The sequence below is a fragment of the Riemerella anatipestifer genome, from assembly GCF_009932355.1.
Classification (GTDB): domain Bacteria; phylum Bacteroidota; class Bacteroidia; order Flavobacteriales; family Weeksellaceae; genus Riemerella; species Riemerella anatipestifer_E.
Genome location: NZ_LEKU01000008.1, coordinates 1 through 17839, shown reverse-complemented (window position 1 = coordinate 17839; position 17839 = coordinate 1). Strand labels below are relative to the sequence as shown.

Here is a 17839-nt window from a genome sequence, read left to right as displayed (position 1 = left end):
AAATCAACTATTTTAGATTGAACGATTAAAATTTTCGTCTTAGCTGTATGCTGGTAAGTACTTTCTTGGTGTAGAGCGGGAAGTCAGCATTTTGTACCCAACCGAAATAACCTGCATCTTTGGCTAAAACCTCTTCTACCAGTTGTCCTTTATATTTACCAAAGGTGAAAATCTCTTGTCCTTTGTCATCAAAAGCAATAAAACCTGCTAAGTCTGCAAATTTCTGATGGTAAGAAAACTCACTTAGACCATTGATGTCTTTAGGTAGCTCCTCGTATTTGCCTACTTGGGCATCTAGTACTTCAAAAGTAGCGAGAGTGTCTGCCTCTGCAGAATGAGCATCTTCTAGGGTTTTGTTACAATAGAACTGATAAGCAGCACTTAAATTTCTAGGTTCCATTTTATGGAAAATCACTTGGGCGTCCACCAGTTTCATTTTACTAAGGTCAAAATCTACGCCTGCTCTTAGCATTTCTTCGGCAAGAAGAGGGACATCAAATCGGTTAGAATTAAATCCGCCCAAGTCTGCTCCTGAAATCATTTCCATAATTTTTGGAGCAATTTCTTTAAGGGTGGGAGCGTCCTTTACATCTTCGTCGGAAATTCCGTGTACTGCAGTTGCAAACGCCGGAATGTGCATTTCTGGGTTCACAAGCCAAGTTTTGGTTTCTCTAGAAGCGTCTGGATTTACTTTTAAAATACAAATCTCTACAATTCGGTCTTTAGAAATATTGGTGCCTGTGGTTTCCAAATCAAATATACACAGGGGTTTATGTAGTTTTAAATTCATTGTTGAAAATTAGTTGAGTTGTTTTTGAAATATTAAAGAAACTAAAATATAATACACTACAATTAAAGGAATGGCATATATTTTAAAGAATGCTAGAATGAGTAACCCGCCTACTAATAAGGCTATTTTAGGGTAATTATCACTTAGTTTTTTAGATTTAAACTTCATTGCTATCATTTTAATAGGACTAACTAGCAGCCACGAGCTAAGTGCAGTTAAAGCTAAAAGTCCCCAACCGTAGTGAGGTGGCTCTAATATTTTTAACGAAAATACATTAGCTACGATATAGTAAATACCGAAAATTAAAACGGTATTACTAGGTGTATTTAGTCCTTTGAAATAGTATTTCTGTTCTTCATCAATGTTGAAAATAGCCAGTCTTAGACAAGAGAATAGGGTAATGAAAAGCCCCAAGTATTTTATTTCAAATGGAAAGGCAAAACTGCCAATGTTTACGCCATAAGGTTCTAGGAGTTTATACATTGCCAACCCTGGTATTAGCCCAAAACTTACCATGTCTGCCAAAGAATCTAGCTGAACACCCAAAGGCGAATTGGCGTGTAAGGCACGGGCTATAAATCCGTCAAAAAAATCTAATACTAAAGAAATAATGATGCATATAGCGGTAATTTCGTAAGCTCCGTTAACTAAATGGATAGCTCCTACGCACCCCGAAAACAAATTGCCTAAAGTAAAGGCATTAGCGAGATTATTTTTAATAAAATTCATAGAGCAAAGATAAGGATTTCTTTTGAAGGTGTCTTTTAAGAAATAAAAATGAGGCTACCCTCTTAAGGTAGCCCCACTCATCGTTTTGTAAACTTTATTACCAGATTTTAATTCTATCCTCTGGTTTTTTGTAGTGTTTGTCTTTTGCTTCTACTTTAAAGGCATCATACCAAGCATCTACATTTACCAACGGTCCAAAACTACGGAAGTAACCTGGAGAGTGTGGGTCAGTTTTTACTTGGTTAATCATATATTGCTCGGTAGATTTAGTTCTCCATACAGTTGCCCAGCTCAAAAAGAATCTTTGGTCTTGGTTATAACCACTGATTTCCCCTGGGTTACCTTTATCTTTAAGATACATTTTTAACGCGTCGTAAGCAATGGCTACACCACCTAAGTCTGCAATGTTTTCTCCACTAGTGAAGACTCCATTTACGAAACTTCCTTTTACAGGCTCGTACTTGCTGTATTGGTCTGCCAGCTGTTTTACTTTGATATCAAAGTTTTTACGGTCTGCATCTGTCCACCAGTTGCTAAGGTTTCCATCACCATCAAAACGAGAACCACCATCATCAAATCCGTGAGAAATTTCGTGACCGATTACTGCACCAATACCTCCAAAATTAACCGCAGGGTCTGCCTTAAAGTTGAAGAATGGCGGTTGCAATATCGCTGCCGGGAATACAATCTCGTTGTTGGTTGGGTTATAGTAAGCGTTTACGGTTTGCGGTGTCATTCCCCATTTAGATTTGTCCACAGGTTTATTCACTTTTTCGGCTAAAGTTTTTTCGTAAGCCCAAAGCGATACCTGCTTTAAGTTCTCATAAAGAGAAGAACCGTTATTGAAGTTAAGTTTAGAATAGTCTTCCCATTTGTCTGGATAAGCTACTTTTACAGTAAATTTATTTAGTTTGTCTAACGCTTTAACTTTAGTTTCAGCAGACATCCAATCTAGGTTTTCTATGTGCTGGTGATAAGACTTTTTAAGGTAGCTGATAAGCGTTTCCATTTCTGTTTTAGCTTCAGCAGGGAAATACTTATCTACATACAGCTTACCGAAGGCTTCGCCAAGAACACCATTGATGAGGCTAAGTCCTCTCTTTTCCATAGCTCTTTGCTCCTTTTGACCTTGAAGGTATTTGCTATAAAAATTGAAGCTGATGTCGTCTAATCTCTTATCTAAATTATCCGCATTGCTAGAAAGTAATCTTAATTTAAGATAATCTTTAATTAGAGGCAGATTAGCATTGTTGATGAATTTATCTAAGTTCTGATAATAACCTAGCTCTCCTAAAATGACTCTATCTGTGTTTACACCAGCCTCTTTAAGATAAGTAGAAAGATTTACATTTTTTACTAAACTTGGCAATTCAGAAGTGTTTTTAGGGTTGTAACGCTTGTTAGCATCTCTACCTTCCTCGTTGGTAAGTAGCGTTTTTGCCATTGTTTTCTCTAAATCTACTATTTTTTTAGCGGTATCGTTAGAGTTTTTATATCCTAAAACATCTAATAGAGAAGCCACATACTTTTGATATTCATTGAGTGTTTTTGTGTTTTCTGCATTCTCTTTTTGGTAGTAATCTCTTCCTAACCCTAGACGAGGTCCACCTAGATAGATGGTGTTCATCTTAGAGTTTTTAAGGTCGGTATAGGCGTACCAACTGTAAAGAGGATTATCTCCTGTGCGAACAGCCGCAGTAAGATAAGTTTGTAAATCTGCTAAGTTTTTGATAGCATCAATTTTAGCTAAATCATTTTTGATAGGGTTGATGCCTTCTGCGTTTCTTTTATCCATATTCATAAAAGAAGCGTAGAGGGTTTGTATTTTTTTACCTTCTGTACCTTCAGCATAGGTTTCAGAAAGGATATTTTTAAGAATGGTAAGAGACGCCTCGTCTGTTTTTTCACGCAATTCGTTGAAACTTCCCCAAGAAGCTTTATCCGAAGGAATAACCGCCGTACGCATCCAACCACCGTTTACGAAATTATAAAAATCGTCTTGAGGGCGAACATTAGTGTCCATATATTCTAGGCTAATCCCATGTTCTTCGTGCTGATGTCCTGCATGAGCAGCGTGATCTACTTGAGCCACTTTCTTATTCACAGAGCAAGACTGAAAAGCTAACGCTCCAGAAAGAGCCAATAGGCTTAATGTAATTTTCTTCATTTTGAATAGATATTTTTATCGTTTATTTTTAACTTATTTTACAACAGTTTTTAGACTGATTCCACAAATCTACAATTTTTTTGCTAAAAATGTTTAAGATTCGTTTGGATTAAAAACAAGAACTTCCACAACAGACTGTAAAACTCTTTGAGAAACGAAGTTCATAAAATCCTCTCTATCCAAATGAGGCAGGTGCAAATGATAGTTATAACTTTTGTTTTTTACTCTTACAGAATAATACACAGAGCCTATTTCATTTTGATATTGGTCGGTTTGTGGACCTGCAACGCCTGTGGTAGAGATAGAAATATCTGTTTTAAACAACTCTTGACAACCTATCGCCATCGCTTCGGCTACTTGCTCCGAAACTACCGTGTGTTGGTTTATCAGTTGTTCGGGAACTTTTAAGATATTGATTTTTTGATTGACTGCATAGGCAGTAATGCCTCCTTGAAAATAGGCGGAACTTCCCGATATAGAGGTGATTAACCTTGAAATACCACCGCCAGTACAGCTTTCGGCAGAAGAGATGCAAAGTCCTCTTTTGGTAAGAATGAATTTAAGGATAGACGCTATATCCTCATTATCCCAAGAAATGACTTTGTCTTGGATTAAAGGTTTTAACGGTTCTATAATTTGGTTGAGTTGGGATTCTAAATCTGTTTTGTTACTCCCAATAGCGGTAAGTTTTAGCTTTACTCTGTTTCCTATGGGGAGGTAGGCTAGTTTGATATTTTCGGGCAGATGGTTTTCCCAATCTTCTATGGTCTGGGCTAAAAGACTTTCGGGGAAATCAACCACGGAGATGATTTTTACTACTATATGTGATAAAGAAAACCTTTCAGCTAGTAGCGGAATGATTTGGTCTTTAATTAATGGTTTTACTTCATAAGGTACACCAGGGAGAACAAAGACCATCTTGCCGTTTTCTTCCATCATTAAGCAAGGGGCGGTACCGTTATGATTTTGTATGACTTTGGCTTTTGAGGGGATTTCTGCCTGTGGACGGTTAATATCAAAGAGATGAGCTCTGTTTCGTTTGATTAAAATTTGTTCCAGATGAGCCAAAGTTTCGGGGTCTGTGATGAGGTTATCATCAAAAAAATGAGCAATGGCTTTTTTCGTTTTGTCGTCTTTGGTAGGTCCTAGACCGCCTGTGGTTATCACGAGGTTGGTGATTTTGAAGGCATCGTTTAAAGCCTGTTTAATGCAGTCGGTATCATCTGAAATGGTAAAGATTTCGGCGACTTTAATCCCTATATTATGAAGTTCTTTAGCAATAAAGTTAGAATTGGTATCAATGGTGTTTCCAGCTAAAACTTCATCACCTATTATAATGATTGCAGCGTTTGTTATGCTCATGATTTAACATTTTAATAATAGAAACAAATTTAGTAAAATATGAAACCAAAAATTAAAAATATAAGCTATGCTATTTTTTAACTTTAAGTTTACAATGGTATTAAGATATAAATCCTATATTTGCTTTCCATAAGGTTTTAAGAAATGAAAAGAAGAGATTTTTTAAAGAGCGGGTCTATAGCAGCTTTAGGAAGTATGCTTATCAGTCCGTTTGGTTTAAAAGCCAATACGATAAAAGAAGAATTTGGAGGGAAAAAAGCTAAGAATATCATCTTTATGGTGAGTGATGGTATGAGCGTGGGGACACTACATATGGCGGATATTTACTCTAGGAGAAAACTAGGTAGAGCTTCTCACTGGCTAGGTTTGTATGAAAATAATTTAGTACAAAGAGCAATGATGGATATGGCATCTGCTAACTCCATTGTTACCGATTCTGCGGCGGCAAGCTCTTCGTGGGGAGGAGGTGCTCGTGTAAATAACGGAAGCCTTAACATTAGCCCAGATGGAAAAGAAAATATGCCGATACTCCAAAAGTTTAAAAAAGCAGGTAAAAAGGTAGGTTGTGTAACTACAGTTCCTATCAACCACGCTACGCCAGCAGGGTTTAGTGTAACTTCTAAAAAGAGAAGTGCGATGGATGATATTGCGGTAGATTATTTAGATTTAGGTTTTGATGTGATGATGGGAGGTGGGGCTAAATATTTTGAAGCAGACAAGAGGAAAGACGCTGTAGATTTAGATGCTAAGTTCCGTTCTAAAGGTTATACAGTGGTGAAAAACAAAACAGAAATGTTATCAGCTCCTAAAAATAAGCCTATTTTGGGTACTTTTGATGAGGAAGCGTTGCCGTATACCGTAGACCACAATAGTTGTGATAAAATGAAAGCCAATATCCCTACTTTGGCAGAGATGACGGAGAAGGCTATTTCGCAGATGAAAGACCACCCTAAAGGCTTTGTAATGCAAGTAGAAGGTGGCAAGGTAGACTGGGCAGCACACGGTAATGATATTGCGGCTCTGCTTTATGACCAATTGGCTTTTGATGAAGCAGTAAAGGTAGCTATAGATTTTGCAAAGAAAGACGGTAATACTTTGGTGGTAATTACTTCTGACCACGGAAACGCCAACCCAGGGCTTATCTATGGTAAAACTTGTAATGATAATTTTGACCATATACAAAACTTTAAAAACTCTAATGAGTGGGTACTACAAGGCATAAAGCCTGATAGTTCTATTTCTTTTGTTAAAGAACGAGTAGCGAAGGCTTGTGGTAATATGGTTTTATCTGATGACCAAGTGAAACAGCTATTATCTTACTATTCTACGGCAAAGCAAGAAGATGGTTTGTATAATCCTCGCCATTTGCCGTTTAAGCTCCTTTCTGAGATGCAAAAAGACTATACTTCCGTAGGTTGGATAAGTATGGACCACTCTTCGGACTATACAGAACTTGCGATGTTTGGACCAGGAAGCGAACGCCTAAAACCGCTGATGAGAAATACAGATATACACACATTCTTACTAGACGCTGCTGAAGTAGAAAATAAGTTTTAGTGGTGTTTTGATTTAATAATACAAAAGCCTCCAAAATTATTTGGAGGCTTTTGTATAGAATGTCACTTATGGTGTGCCTATATTGTCAGAGGTGTTCTGCTCGGTAAAGCAGAACACCTCTGCTAGATAAGACAGTTCGCCTCTGCTCGTACGAGCAGAGGCGAACTGCTAAAAAAAGGAACACAAATTTGTGTTCCTTTTTTTAATTAACCAATCACTATAGGAGTAGATAATACCTCTGTTCTTGGCTCTTTAAGTACTGTTTTACCATTGCTGTATTGCGTGGTAATGCTGAGTTCATAATTTCCTGCTTCTAAATTTGCAGGAACGAGAATGAGTAATCTTGACGGCTCGTTAAGCACAATATGCTCGGCTAAGAGTTTCACTTCGTTTTGGTTGTCTAAGTTTTTAAAGACGATACCGTTTTTAAGATTGTCGCCATCTATTTTAATGTAAGTACCTTTGATTTCCGCATTTTTGCCTTTGGTAAGTGTGCCGTCTGCTTTGCTTGTGGCTTTGTCGGTAATGCTGAATACACTCATTGGGCTGGATTGTTCGCCTAGGATTTCTACTTTAGTGTCTGCTACCGCTTTTCTAAGATCTAAACCTTGGTTTACATTCACATAAACGGAGTGTTTCTCTTTATCCCAAGTTTTGTCGTAAAATACGCCCTTAATGGCAGGACGCATATATACCAGTCCTGTATTCACGCTATATCCATTCAACACCAGTTCTGAGGCTTTACGGTTAAAACGAGTGATAATATCTACCGCAGTTTCAGTCTGTATCTCCATACCCTCTTTTTTGAGGGCATTTACGATTTCTGTAATGCCAAGGCTACCGCCTAAGAGAGGCACGGCTACAAAATCATTAGGGTCATCTTTAGTCAATAGGTTGGGACGCAACCACGCTTTTAGTGTATTCATAATATTGATGTTTTATTTAGATAGTTAAACTAGTTTCTTTTTAAAGCAAAAATGTAATCTTCTGCCCATTTGGATAAATTGGCCAGCCGTTGAGTATCGGTACTTTTGAATAGTCCATTAGGTTGTAAAGATATTTTTACATAATAAGTCTTTTCGGCATTGGTATTATTGTCTACCAACCAAACACCAGAAGCTACTTGATATAAGTCTCCGGAATTAAAGGAACACGAAATTAATGTAGGCGACCCGGGTATAACCGCTGTTTTATAAGCACCTTCTTCCATGGTTTCATCTATACTCGCTCTAACCCAAACAGAACTTCCCGTAGGCAAAAGTACTGCTGCAGGAGCGGCAGTAACTAAATAAGCACAATAAATAGCCCATTTACCCGGAGGTAAGGTAATAGATTGACCTGAATATCGGTGTAACCCCCAACTACGCACGCCAGCACTCTGTTGTATAGAGTAAAAAGTTTCATTGGGCATAATATCCGTTTCAATAGGTGCATTACCATAAACTACTTCTACATTGTTTGGTATTGTAGGGTTGGTTCTACTTACTACTCCTAATGTGCCATCGGGTTTTGCAACTACGGCTTTAGTATATTCGTTTTCCAATGAGGTAGCATCAGTCATTTGGTTGATTTTGGCATTGCCATTGACCTCTAGTTTTTGCGATGGGCTTTGGGTGCCTATCCCTACATTGCCATCTCCCATAAACGAAAGATTATTAGTCCCTAGAGTTACCGTTCTGTTACCTGCTAGTGTGCCGTCTGCAGTATAGATATTGGTAGTTACTGGAGAGGTTCCTCCTAGAGGCTTCCATGTACCCCCACTAAGCGTGTTGCTTTTATTTTCATAGTAGTAAAATCCTAAGGTAACATCTACATTACCGATAGCAGATTTACCCGTTGCTGTATTATATACTATCATACCGTCTAAACGGTTAGGGTAAGCTAAAGAAACTCCATTTGGAGTTGCAATTAAGGTATTGAGTTGGGTTAAATCTGTTCTCGGAAAAACTAACCCTTTTCCTATGTTGGTGGAGGTATTCCATTGAGGGGTGGACGAAGCGTCTAAAAAAGCAGTCTGATTAGGAATTACATTTTGAGATACTGTTTTGTTCGTCTTAATTTGAGCATAAGATAAAATATTGATACTTAATGCCACTAATATGAATATTTGTTTTTTCATAATAATATAAAATTAAAGACCTGTTGTATTGAGCCATTTTGTTCCTGTGGATATATAACAAGAAGAGTAACCTGCTGTTAAAGATTGTTGTTGCCCTATAGGTTGTGGGGAAATAGAAACATCATTTTCAGGGCTAAAGAAACATAACATTCTTCCTTTATTATCTGTAGTAGGAGTAGGCAAAGTTAAACTGCTAGGATTAGTTAAATAGACAAAATAATCGTCATCTTTTATAGTTGGAATAGGGTTATCGTCTTCCCTATAATTTCGTGTGAAAGATTTTGTTTCTGTGGCAATGGCTGGTCTAACCCATTTAGTCCCATTATAAAAGTAATACCCCTTTTCTGTAATATCTGTTACTCTAGCATCGGTACCAGTGTAAGACGCTATTGTGCCACCTCCATCTTCTGCATTGGCATCATCTACTACATAGACTAATGTTCCCTCTTGAGGGGAAGGCATTTTAGCGACTCTTGTTTTAGATAACTTAGGCACAATAATACCCTCGTTAGTTGCGCCTAACAAGTTAGTTGTATTGGGTTTTATCTCTAAAGTAGCATTGGGAGATGAGGTGTTAATCCCCACTTTACCCTCGGTTTGTCCGTAAGCTATTAGACTTAGACCTAAAAAGGCACCTACACTTAGTTTGGTTGTTTTTTTCATAATGTTTAATTTTAAAAATTGATATTTAATTGTTTAAGATTATAGATGTTAGATATTGGATTTTAGAGGTTGGATGTTGGGCTTAAGGGTTGATGAGGCTATACTAAGTTCTAACCTCTCATATCTCACCTCTAACCTAAAAAAACGCCTTTCCCCTCTAAACACACACAAAACGAGAGGAAAGGCTAAAGCAGAAAGAAAGTAAAAACTCCCTCTCTGAACGCTAAAAGCACCTAACAAAAACGACCATGTTATGAGACAAAACAATGGTGCTTTTAGCATGTATTTATGAAAGCTAAATTTAGAATGGTATAAACGAAAAAATCCGCCAACGAAAGTTGGTGGAATTATATTTATAATTAACGATAAAAGTTGAAGTAATTTTCTAGATAATACGACGCATACCCACGAAACTATTTGTGTGTGTGTGTGTGTGTGTGTGTGTGTGTGTGTTTACGAAATTATTTGAGATAGCCAAATAATCTTGTAACTTTTTTATACTTGTTTGTATGTAATTGGTATCGTGTGTCATAAAACTGAAGCAAACTTATTACCTTTTAAGGAAGTATGCAAATTTTTAAGAGAAATTTTAATGATACCCACTTCTAATTGATTATTGAAAGAGGAGCTAAAAGGGGACAGATTTGGCTACACTATTTACCTGTCTATTCTAGCTAAACTAAAAATCTAGACTCACACTGATTTTTTTTGCAGTTAATTCTGCTTCGGAGTACATAATGAGTTCTACATTCATAATATCAATTTTGTTCCAATAGAATCCTCCAGAAAATCTACTTTCTAGCACTGTGGCAGTGTATGTTCCGTTTGGGGATTCTTTGATTTCGTTAGGATAATAGAAGTTTTTAGAACATTGTAGGAGTTCTTTCTCTTGTTCGGTTAGGATATTTACTTCTCCAAATAATTTGGCAACATAGCTGTTGTTAGGGTTTTTATATAACTCTTTTGGTGTGCCATTTTGAACAATTTGCCCATCTTTTAAAATTAAAATTTCGTCTAACCAAGGCATCACTTCCTGTAAATCGTGGGTAGAGATTAGAAGCGTGATGTTTTGTTCTTTAACATAATTAAACAGCTTTTTTCTAATATCTATCGTTCTAGAAACATCTAGATTACTGAAAGGTTCGTCTAGTAGTAAGAGTTTCGGTAATAGAGAAAGGGCTCTTGCAATGGCAACTCTCTGTTGCTGTCCACCGCTTAGGAATTTGGGCTTTTTATCTATTTCATTACTAAGACCCACAATGTCCAAAAGTTGATTGACTTTGTTCTTTTTCTCTTCAAGATTGATGTTAGAAATAAATTTACCTACATTATCATACACCGTTCCGTAAGGCATCAAATCGTAGTTTTGAGCCACCAGTTTCATTTCTTTTTCACCAGGGACGATGTTGGCTTTTGGACCAAATAAGGGTTTGCCTTCAAAATAGATATGCCCTTCTTGCCAATCCATAAGACCATAGATAAGGCTTAGGAGGGTTGATTTTCCACAACCGCTTTCTCCAGCTATGGCAATAATTTTCCCTTTCTCAAAACTCCAATTGAAATTAGTGAAAATAGAGCGTTCCGAATGGTACGAAAAAGATAGATTCTTTATTTCTAAAAACATAAGGGCAAAAGTAAGGATTTTTACCTTCGGAGATGAGGTTATTGTAGGTTTTTGAGTGTTGAAATTTTATATTAGTTTCAAAACTCCTATTTTAGCGGTCTAATAGTTTTCTTGTAATTGACTTTAGAAACTTCCATAGAATACCTTAAAGGAGTAGGTCCAGAGCGGGCAAAACTCATCAAAAATCTGCTGGGAATAAGTACGGTGGAAGACTTGCTTACATTCTATCCAATAAGATATTTAGATAAAAGCCGATTGTATAAAGTAGCAGATTTGCAGAAAGAGGCAGATGTAGAGATGCAATTAAAGGGTAAGATAAGGGAATTGCAGGAGGTGGTTTATGGTAAGGGACAAAAACGATTGTCTGCAAAATTCTACGATGAAACAGGCATGATAGAACTGGTTTGGTTTAGATATACCAAATGGATGGTGGAGCAGATGCCTATCAATAAAGAAGTATTTATTTTTGGTAAGGTCAATTGGTTTAATGGAGTTTTTTCTATGCCTCATCCAGAGATAGAGCTGGACGAGAAAAAAGCCTTGTCAGAAACTCTATTACCCATCTATTCAGGGAGTGAAAAGCTCATTAAAAGAGGGGTTAATAACAAATTTTTCCAAACCATCATCAGGGAAGTTATTAAACAGACTTCTTTCTTTTTAGAAGAAAATTTACCGAGTAATATTCTTAGTTCGCTTAAACTAATTGGTAGAAGAGAGGCTTATCAAAATATCCATTTTCCTCAAAATATAAATTGGATAGATGAGGCTAATAAACGACTGAAATTTGAGGAAGCTTTTTTCTTTCAGCTAGGGTATGGTCTTAAAAAACAATATCAAAAAGTATCCAATGTAGGAATTCCCTTTCCGCTAGTAGGAGATTATTTTAATAATTTTTATCAAAATAAATTACCTTTTGAACTCACTAATGCCCAAAAACGAGTCCTAAAAGAAATCAGGAATGATATGAAAAAGCCTATCCAAATGAACAGGCTTTTGCAGGGCGATGTAGGTTCGGGTAAAACTATGGTGGCGTTGCTTTCAATGCTATTGGCGTTGGATAATGGGACACAGGCGTGTCTTATGGCTCCTACGGAAATTTTGGCTCAACAACATTATAATAGCATAGCTCAACTTTTAGAAGGAACAGGCATCGAAGTAAGACTTTTAACAGGCTCTACAAAAAAATCGGAACGGAAAGATATTCACGAAGGATTAGAGTCTGGGAGGTTGTCTATCTTGGTAGGAACTCACGCAATATTAGAAGATTCCGTTAAGTTTAAAAATTTGGGCTTAGGCATCATAGACGAGCAACATCGTTTTGGGGTGGCACAAAGAGCGAAACTTTGGTCTAAAAATAAAATTCCACCGCATATTTTAATTATGACGGCAACGCCTATCCCTAGAACTTTAGCGATGAGTTTTTATTCAGATTTAGATGTTTCGGTAATAGATGAGTTGCCGACGGGGAGAAAGCCTATCATTACAGCTCATAGGAGAGAAAAAGACAGGCTCTCGGTTTATCAGTTCGCAAAGGAAGAAATCCAAAAGGGAAGACAAATTTATTTTGTGTATCCACTAATAGAAGAATCTGAAACTTTAGACTATAAAAATCTGATGGAAGGCTTTGAGATAGTGCTAGACTATTTTAAAGATTACGAAGTTACGATGCTACACGGCAAAATGAAACCTCACGAAAAAGATGAAGCGATGAACTATTTTGCTTTAGGTAAGGCTCAAATTATGGTAGCTACTACGGTTATAGAAGTTGGGGTTAATGTACCCAATGCTTCGGTAATGGTAATAGAAAGTGCCGAAAGGTTTGGGCTTTCACAGTTGCATCAGCTTAGAGGTAGAGTGGGGCGAGGGGCAGAGCAGAGCTATTGTATTTTGATGACCTCGGATAAACTATCTACGGAAGGGCGGAAACGAATTAAAACGATGTGCGAAACTAATGATGGATTTAAAATCTCGGAGGTAGATATGCAACTTAGAGGTCCTGGGGATATATTGGGAACTCAGCAAAGTGGTATTGTAGATTTTAAAAAGTTGGATTTAACTAAAGATGCTTCGGTAATTAAAGTAGCACAGAAAATAGTAACCTTATTGGTGCAAAGCGACCCTAATTTAACTCACCCAGCACACGCTCAATTAAGAAATTACTACATGAAGCAATATAAGGGTAAAAACAAATGGGGAAAAATTAGTTGATTTTTCCCCAAGTATTAAGTGTTTTATTTCTTGTAAAATTAATCGCTAGTTCTAGCAGAAGTTTTATAAACTTGGAAGTTGAATACAAAAGTTCTGTCGTTTAAAGAGTAACCAGCATAATTAAAATGAGCATCTCTAGCAAAAGCCGCTTTTGATGGCACTATAATTACTCCTTGTAAGTTGTAATCTGTTTCAGCTCCTTGATTAAAACTTTTAAAATATTTCAAAGCCTCTTGGAAACCTTCTATTTCGTAGTAACTTCTAGTCTTTCCGCTACTTGTTAGTACCGAGTTTTTAACATAATAGAAAGAAGGGTCTTCCTGTGGTGTCCCTGTACCGCTAATAGTGTTGTAGAAAGTATACGGACTTCTGAGTTTTACACTTTCATTTTCTTTAGTAGCAACATAGGTCATTGTCTTATGCATTAGGCTTATGTTGTCTGTAGCACCTATAGTAGTGCCATTGTCAGGTTGTGCGTTTGGTCTTACAATGTATACCACTCCAGATTCTAAAGTTTGAGGATTATAATCAGATAAAGGCTTCTCATTATCATCGGTTGTACTACTAGAGTCGAAAGCCACAATATTTCCTCTAGAATCAAAATAATTGTCCTTTAGAAATTGCTGAATGGCTTGTGCATCATAATCGTTTTGTACACTAATATCTACTGTTGTAGTGGTAGTAGTGGTAGTATCTCTTTTGCAAGAGGTAGCGGTAAGTCCTATAGCCAAAAGGCTGAGTGCAATGCTTTTTTTCATTAGAATATCTTTTTGCTTAATAAGCAATTTTCTTAAATTGCGATTTTATTTTTTAGTAACGACAAAAATATAAATAAAATATGAGAATAGATAAATTTTTGTGGAGTGTGAGGTTTTTTAAGACAAGAAGTATTGCGGCAGAAGAAATAAAAAAGAATAGAGTTTCGGTGGGAGAGCAAGTTGCAAAGCCTTCTAGAGAAGTAATGGAGGGCGATATAATTAAAATTAGAAAAAATCAAATTGATTATAAAATAAAGGTAATTCAAATTCCTAAAAGTAGGATAGGGGCTAAGTTAGTTCCACTTCATATCAAAGATATGACGGATAAAGAGCAATACGAAATTCTAAAAATGCGAAAATTATCACAGGACTACTATCGTCAAAAAGGAGAGGGAAGACCTACTAAAAAAGACCGTAGAGATATGACCGAATTTATCAATACAGACGATGAGACTTTCTTCGATGAAGACGATTGGGAAGCTTTCTTTAATGATGATGAAGATTTAGAAGACTAATAATTTCATCCGCGATTTCGTCGGGAGCTTTATCATCAGTATCTATGATATATTTTGCTTTGGAGTAGTAGGTTTGTCTTTCAAACAAGTGTTTTGCAATAAATTCTAGCAGTTGGTCACTGTCTTTTATATGAGCGATAAGTGGTCGGCTGCTTTTTTCTTTTATTAACCTTTTATGAAGGTTTTTCACAGAAGTTCTTAGATAAATACTTTCAGAAAGGGCGTTAATGGTATCTATGTTATTATAATAAACAGGTGTGCCACCTCCCAAACTAAGGACGGTAGATTTTTGAGTGTTGAGTAGGTGTTCTAAGGTTTCTTTTTCTCTTTTTCTGAAATAAATTTCCCCCTTTTCTTTAAAAATTTGAGGGATTTCTCTCATTTCTTGCTCAGAAATTACCTTATCTAGGTCTAATAAATTAAAATTTATTTTTTCTGATAATTTTTTGGAAATTAGTGATTTACCACTTCCCATGTAGCCTATTAGAGAAATAATCATGATTTATTTTTAAACAAAATTGCAGAAAAATTTTGAGAAAACAAAAAAAGCCGTATCTTTGCACCACTTTTGAGAACGGAATTATCCTAACTCAAATGACTCGGTAGCTCAGCTGGTAGAGCAATACACTTTTAATGTATGGGTCCTGGGTTCGAATCCCAGCCGAGTCACAAGATAAAAATCTTAATAAAAGATTTTTGCCTGTGTGGTGAAATTGGTAGACACGCCATCTTGAGGGGGTGGTATCCTTAAGGATGTGCTGGTTCGAGTCCAGTCGCAGGCACACAGAAAAAATTTAGACTCGGTAGCTCAGCTGGTAGAGCAATACACTTTTAATGTATGGGTCCTGGGTTCGAATCCCAGCCGAGTCACAATTTGCTGAAAAGTAAATTTTTTTCATATTAATATTTTGTGATTTGGTGTTCAGAAGTCTCCTTGTTTATTATAAGGAGACTTTTGGTTTTCGTATATGTTTGTAGACTTAGTAAAAAGTGGGTAACCTAAAATTAATAATGAGTAGCCTAATTGTATGCCTTTTTAGACAAGGTTTGATAATAGAAGTAAGGTGAAAATGTTAGAAGATAATGTATAAAAACCTGATTTTCTGGAATTAACGGGAATTAAAAAAGCACCAACTAATTATTGGTGCTTTATATGTGGTCCCACCTGGGCTCGAACCAGGGACACTGGGATTATCAATCCCTGCCTCTAACCAACTGAGCATTATATAATTATAATAGTTTAACTATACATAGATTTATATATGTATGCCCAAAAGTATGCCTTTTTACTAAATATTCTTCCTTTTCTGATGGCTTAATATCATTGTTTTTTCATTCTTTTGAACTTTTAAAATCATATAATGATTTCCAATATACCAGGAAAATGAATGAATGTTATCCTCTTTAATTTCTCTGTAAGGAGAACCTAAAAACTGACTTATCCATACCTTTAATTGTATTAGTAATTTAGGGTTGAAGTAGTAATCTATTTTGGTTAAAATATCAGCATTGTAATAAAACAGTATTTTTTTTACCATTAAGCCAAATAGATTCTCGTCTTTTTCTTTGTCAAAAAGATATACATCATAACAGTATCTTTTACAACAATAATCATCTTCTGGAAATAGTCTAAATTCATATTTATGGGATTCTTCACCTATCTTAAATTTTAAGTGCTTGTATATTTCATTTTTCATTAGTTTTTAATGGTATAAAAAAACCACCTTTAAGGGTGGCAATTATCTAATTTTTGGAATAGGCAGCATTGGAAATACTATCTTATTCATTTCTTCTTCCATTTCCTTTATCTTTTCGGGATACAGTTTTCTTTCAAAATAAAGGTGGGTAAATATTTCGTCAAACTCAATCATACTTTCATAGTATTTTCTATCAATGCTTACTCCAAAGTCATTATTTGGAGAATTAGCAATATGTAAATGTTTTTCTTTTTCTGGTTCTACACTATAATCTAAATAATCAAAATAGAATCCAGCCAACTTACAATAACCAATATCAAAATATTCAATAATCCATTGCTTTAATTGGGTGTCATCTTCCTTGATAAGTTGATATTTTTCTAATGCTTTTTTACAGTGATTTTCATACTCTTGAAGTCTAATACATTGGTCTATTTTATTATAAAAATCTTTAAAATAATTAAATTGTTTTGTACAATATTCTGGTTTTTGAAGGCAATCATAAGGTAAATTGTGTTTTTCCAATTCCTTACATTGCTCACAAGGTTCTTTAGAGAAATCCTTTATTTCCTTATACAAATCATCATATTCATATAGCCAATAGGCTAGTTGCTGTAAAGAATAGGGATTGTTTCCCAATTCTGTAAGATGTTGTAAGGAATGAGAAATTTTATTTGTCATTTTTTTTCTTCAAAATCCAATATAATGTGATTAATAGGACAAGGATAACAAAACTCAAAAAATATACAGACAACTCTAATTTTTTATTAAAATTTAAACCTTGACTGTTTCTTTGCTCTATTAAATTATTCCATTCTTTATCTTCAGAATACCATTTTTCTTGTGCTTGACTTTGTTTTACAAGATTACTATGTTTCTGTTCCTTTTCAAGTTTTTTAAGTACATCATTATCTTTTTTACTCTGTTGAGCTTCAATAATTCTTTCCTTTTTTCTTTTATTTATTAAATTTTGCCATTCTTTATCTTTTGAAAGTTCTTTAAAAAGTTTATCAAGTCTAGCATTTGCTTCTTTAGCCTTTCTTTTATTAGTTTCAATTTGACTTTCACCAACTATTTTCTTAGCCATAACTATTTTTTTATCTTTTATTTAATCCTAATCTTGTAAAACTTGTTTGTCCAGATATTACATCTCCGTCTACTGTTCCCCTTTTCTGCTTATTTCAAAAGACTTCTTTGTCATAGGATTAATGATTGTTTTTGACTTTATTATTAAGTAATAAATATGTAATACCAGAACTTACAATAAATCCACAAATGAAGAGTAGATAATTAAATTTAAAAACTTTCACAGTACTGCCTACAAAATCTTCATCAACTCTGTGCCCTATAAAATTGTAAAATTGTGTTTCTCCAAATAGGTAACCTAATAATAAAGCTACCAAAACTCCGACAATTATAGAAATAATCTTAATTTCTTGGTTGTTTAACTTGTTAAAAATCATATTAAATTAAATATTTAGAATTGTGTATTTTAAAAGTAAATGGGAATGTATATATCTTCAATTATATTCTGTCTTTTAGTCATATCTGCATTTAAGAAGATAGTCTCAGTTTCTTTTTGGATTGTTTCAACCAAATAATTTATTCTTTCAAGAGTATTTTTCCTGTAATATGGCTCATTTCCCCCCC

At 35.4% G+C, this 17839-nt stretch carries 16 protein-coding genes and 4 tRNA genes; 6 read left to right on the top strand and 14 right to left on the bottom strand.

The annotated features are described in order from the left end of the window. Positions 1-25: 25 nt before the first annotated feature. The 4 genes from GXW81_RS03180 to GXW81_RS03165 all read right to left on the bottom strand — a co-directional run bounded on the left by GXW81_RS03180 (position 26) and on the right by GXW81_RS03165 (position 5048). Positions 26-790 carry a 3'-5' exonuclease gene (locus tag GXW81_RS03180; protein WP_004920332.1) on the bottom strand — a complete coding sequence of 255 codons (765 nt, stop codon included), beginning with the start codon at positions 788-790 and terminating at the stop codon, positions 26-28. Between the two features lie 9 nt (positions 791-799). Continuing rightward, complete coding sequence (locus tag GXW81_RS03175; protein WP_013446836.1) at positions 800-1519, bottom strand: phosphatidylcholine/phosphatidylserine synthase; 720 nt, start codon at positions 1517-1519, stop codon at positions 800-802. Between the two features lie 97 nt (positions 1520-1616). After that, the gene (locus tag GXW81_RS03170) at positions 1617-3686 is read right to left on the bottom strand and encodes a M13 family metallopeptidase (protein WP_161531159.1); all 2070 of its coding nucleotides are present in this window, start codon (positions 3684-3686) and stop codon (positions 1617-1619) included. A 93-nt stretch (positions 3687-3779) separates the two neighbouring features. Continuing rightward, positions 3780-5048: a CinA family nicotinamide mononucleotide deamidase-related protein gene (locus GXW81_RS03165; RefSeq protein WP_161531158.1), complete on the bottom strand. Its 1269-nt coding sequence runs from the start codon at positions 5046-5048 to the stop codon at positions 3780-3782. A 144-nt stretch (positions 5049-5192) separates the two neighbouring features. Between GXW81_RS03165 and GXW81_RS03160 the strand changes: the two genes are divergently transcribed. Next, positions 5193-6605 (top strand): alkaline phosphatase, encoded by a 1413-nt coding sequence (locus tag GXW81_RS03160; RefSeq protein ID WP_161531157.1) that lies wholly within the window; start codon positions 5193-5195, stop codon positions 6603-6605. 206 nt (positions 6606-6811) lie between these two features. On the opposite strand, the gene GXW81_RS03155 is transcribed toward GXW81_RS03160, so the two are convergent. The 4 genes from GXW81_RS03155 to GXW81_RS03140 all read right to left on the bottom strand — a co-directional run bounded on the left by GXW81_RS03155 (position 6812) and on the right by GXW81_RS03140 (position 11011). Beyond that, positions 6812-7531 (bottom strand): DNA-binding domain-containing protein, encoded by a 720-nt coding sequence (locus GXW81_RS03155; protein WP_161531156.1) that lies wholly within the window; start codon positions 7529-7531, stop codon positions 6812-6814. Between the two features lie 29 nt (positions 7532-7560). Beyond that, the gene (locus GXW81_RS03150) at positions 7561-8724 is read right to left on the bottom strand and encodes a hypothetical protein (protein ID WP_161531155.1); all 1164 of its coding nucleotides are present in this window, start codon (positions 8722-8724) and stop codon (positions 7561-7563) included. A gap of 12 nt (positions 8725-8736) precedes the next feature. Next, complete coding sequence (locus GXW81_RS03145) at positions 8737-9387, bottom strand: hypothetical protein (protein WP_161531154.1); 651 nt, start codon at positions 9385-9387, stop codon at positions 8737-8739. 679 nt (positions 9388-10066) lie between these two features. Then, positions 10067-11011, bottom strand: coding sequence for a sulfate/molybdate ABC transporter ATP-binding protein (locus GXW81_RS03140; protein ID WP_161531153.1), 945 nt, complete (start codon positions 11009-11011; stop codon positions 10067-10069). Between the two features lie 117 nt (positions 11012-11128). On the opposite strand from GXW81_RS03140, the gene recG reads away from it, so the two are divergent. Beyond that, positions 11129-13219 carry an ATP-dependent DNA helicase RecG gene (recG, locus tag GXW81_RS03135; protein WP_161531152.1) on the top strand — a complete coding sequence of 697 codons (2091 nt, stop codon included), beginning with the start codon at positions 11129-11131 and terminating at the stop codon, positions 13217-13219. A 38-nt stretch (positions 13220-13257) separates the two neighbouring features. Here recG and GXW81_RS03130 read toward each other — a convergent pair whose 3' ends face one another. Next, complete coding sequence (locus GXW81_RS03130) at positions 13258-13977, bottom strand: hypothetical protein (protein WP_161531151.1); 720 nt, start codon at positions 13975-13977, stop codon at positions 13258-13260. Between the two features lie 80 nt (positions 13978-14057). Here GXW81_RS03130 and GXW81_RS03125 point away from each other — a divergent pair, with 80 nt between their 5' ends. Beyond that, entirely contained in the window at positions 14058-14492 is a 435-nt protein-coding gene (locus tag GXW81_RS03125) for an RNA-binding S4 domain-containing protein (protein WP_161531150.1), read from the top strand. Here the strand turns inward: GXW81_RS03125 and GXW81_RS03120 are convergent. Further along, complete coding sequence (locus tag GXW81_RS03120) at positions 14464-14991, bottom strand: shikimate kinase (protein ID WP_161531149.1); 528 nt, start codon at positions 14989-14991, stop codon at positions 14464-14466. The two genes, GXW81_RS03125 and GXW81_RS03120, sit on opposite strands and share 29 nt — an antisense overlap. 97 nt (positions 14992-15088) lie before the next feature. Here GXW81_RS03120 and GXW81_RS03115 point away from each other — a divergent pair. The 3 genes from GXW81_RS03115 to GXW81_RS03105 all read left to right on the top strand — a co-directional run bounded on the left by GXW81_RS03115 (position 15089) and on the right by GXW81_RS03105 (position 15362). Then, positions 15089-15161, top strand: a tRNA-Lys gene (locus GXW81_RS03115). 29 nt (positions 15162-15190) lie between these two features. Further along, positions 15191-15274, top strand: a tRNA-Leu gene (locus GXW81_RS03110). A 15-nt stretch (positions 15275-15289) separates the two neighbouring features. Then, a tRNA-Lys gene (locus GXW81_RS03105) sits at positions 15290-15362 on the top strand. A 286-nt stretch (positions 15363-15648) separates the two neighbouring features. Here the strand turns inward: GXW81_RS03105 and GXW81_RS03100 are convergent. The 4 genes from GXW81_RS03100 to GXW81_RS03085 form a co-directional block, all read right to left on the bottom strand. Further along, positions 15649-15715, bottom strand: a tRNA-Ile gene (locus GXW81_RS03100). A 66-nt stretch (positions 15716-15781) separates the two neighbouring features. Then, positions 15782-16189 carry a hypothetical protein gene (locus GXW81_RS03095; protein ID WP_161531148.1) on the bottom strand — a complete coding sequence of 136 codons (408 nt, stop codon included), beginning with the start codon at positions 16187-16189 and terminating at the stop codon, positions 15782-15784. 42 nt (positions 16190-16231) lie between these two features. Next, complete coding sequence (locus GXW81_RS03090; protein ID WP_161531147.1) at positions 16232-16870, bottom strand: hypothetical protein; 639 nt, start codon at positions 16868-16870, stop codon at positions 16232-16234. Further along, entirely contained in the window at positions 16860-17276 is a 417-nt protein-coding gene (locus GXW81_RS03085) for a hypothetical protein (protein WP_161531146.1), read from the bottom strand. Before GXW81_RS03085 ends, GXW81_RS03090 begins: the two co-directional genes overlap by 11 nt. Between the last annotated feature and the right edge of the window lie 563 nt (positions 17277-17839).

Excerpts from the sequence above, each read along its gene's own strand:
- GXW81_RS03180 (WP_004920332.1), bottom strand. The coding sequence starts at position 790 with ATGAATTTAAAACTACATAAACCCCTGTGTATATTTGATTTGGAAACC.
- GXW81_RS03175 (WP_013446836.1), bottom strand. The coding sequence starts at position 1,519 with ATGAATTTTATTAAAAATAATCTCGCTAATGCCTTTACTTTAGGCAAT.
- GXW81_RS03170 (WP_161531159.1), bottom strand. The coding sequence starts at position 3,686 with ATGAAGAAAATTACATTAAGCCTATTGGCTCTTTCTGGAGCGTTAGCT.
- GXW81_RS03165 (WP_161531158.1), bottom strand. The coding sequence starts at position 5,048 with ATGAGCATAACAAACGCTGCAATCATTATAATAGGTGATGAAGTTTTA.
- GXW81_RS03160 (WP_161531157.1), top strand. The coding sequence starts at position 5,193 with ATGAAAAGAAGAGATTTTTTAAAGAGCGGGTCTATAGCAGCTTTAGGA.
- GXW81_RS03155 (WP_161531156.1), bottom strand. The coding sequence starts at position 7,531 with ATGAATACACTAAAAGCGTGGTTGCGTCCCAACCTATTGACTAAAGAT.
- GXW81_RS03150 (WP_161531155.1), bottom strand. The coding sequence starts at position 8,724 with ATGAAAAAACAAATATTCATATTAGTGGCATTAAGTATCAATATTTTA.
- GXW81_RS03145 (WP_161531154.1), bottom strand. The coding sequence starts at position 9,387 with ATGAAAAAAACAACCAAACTAAGTGTAGGTGCCTTTTTAGGTCTAAGT.
- GXW81_RS03140 (WP_161531153.1), bottom strand. The coding sequence starts at position 11,011 with ATGTTTTTAGAAATAAAGAATCTATCTTTTTCGTACCATTCGGAACGC.
- GXW81_RS03130 (WP_161531151.1), bottom strand. The coding sequence starts at position 13,977 with ATGAAAAAAAGCATTGCACTCAGCCTTTTGGCTATAGGACTTACCGCT.
- GXW81_RS03125 (WP_161531150.1), top strand. The coding sequence starts at position 14,058 with ATGAGAATAGATAAATTTTTGTGGAGTGTGAGGTTTTTTAAGACAAGA.
- GXW81_RS03120 (WP_161531149.1), bottom strand. The coding sequence starts at position 14,991 with ATGATTATTTCTCTAATAGGCTACATGGGAAGTGGTAAATCACTAATT.
- GXW81_RS03095 (WP_161531148.1), bottom strand. The coding sequence starts at position 16,189 with ATGAAAAATGAAATATACAAGCACTTAAAATTTAAGATAGGTGAAGAA.
- GXW81_RS03090 (WP_161531147.1), bottom strand. The coding sequence starts at position 16,870 with ATGACAAATAAAATTTCTCATTCCTTACAACATCTTACAGAATTGGGA.
- GXW81_RS03085 (WP_161531146.1), bottom strand. The coding sequence starts at position 17,276 with ATGGCTAAGAAAATAGTTGGTGAAAGTCAAATTGAAACTAATAAAAGA.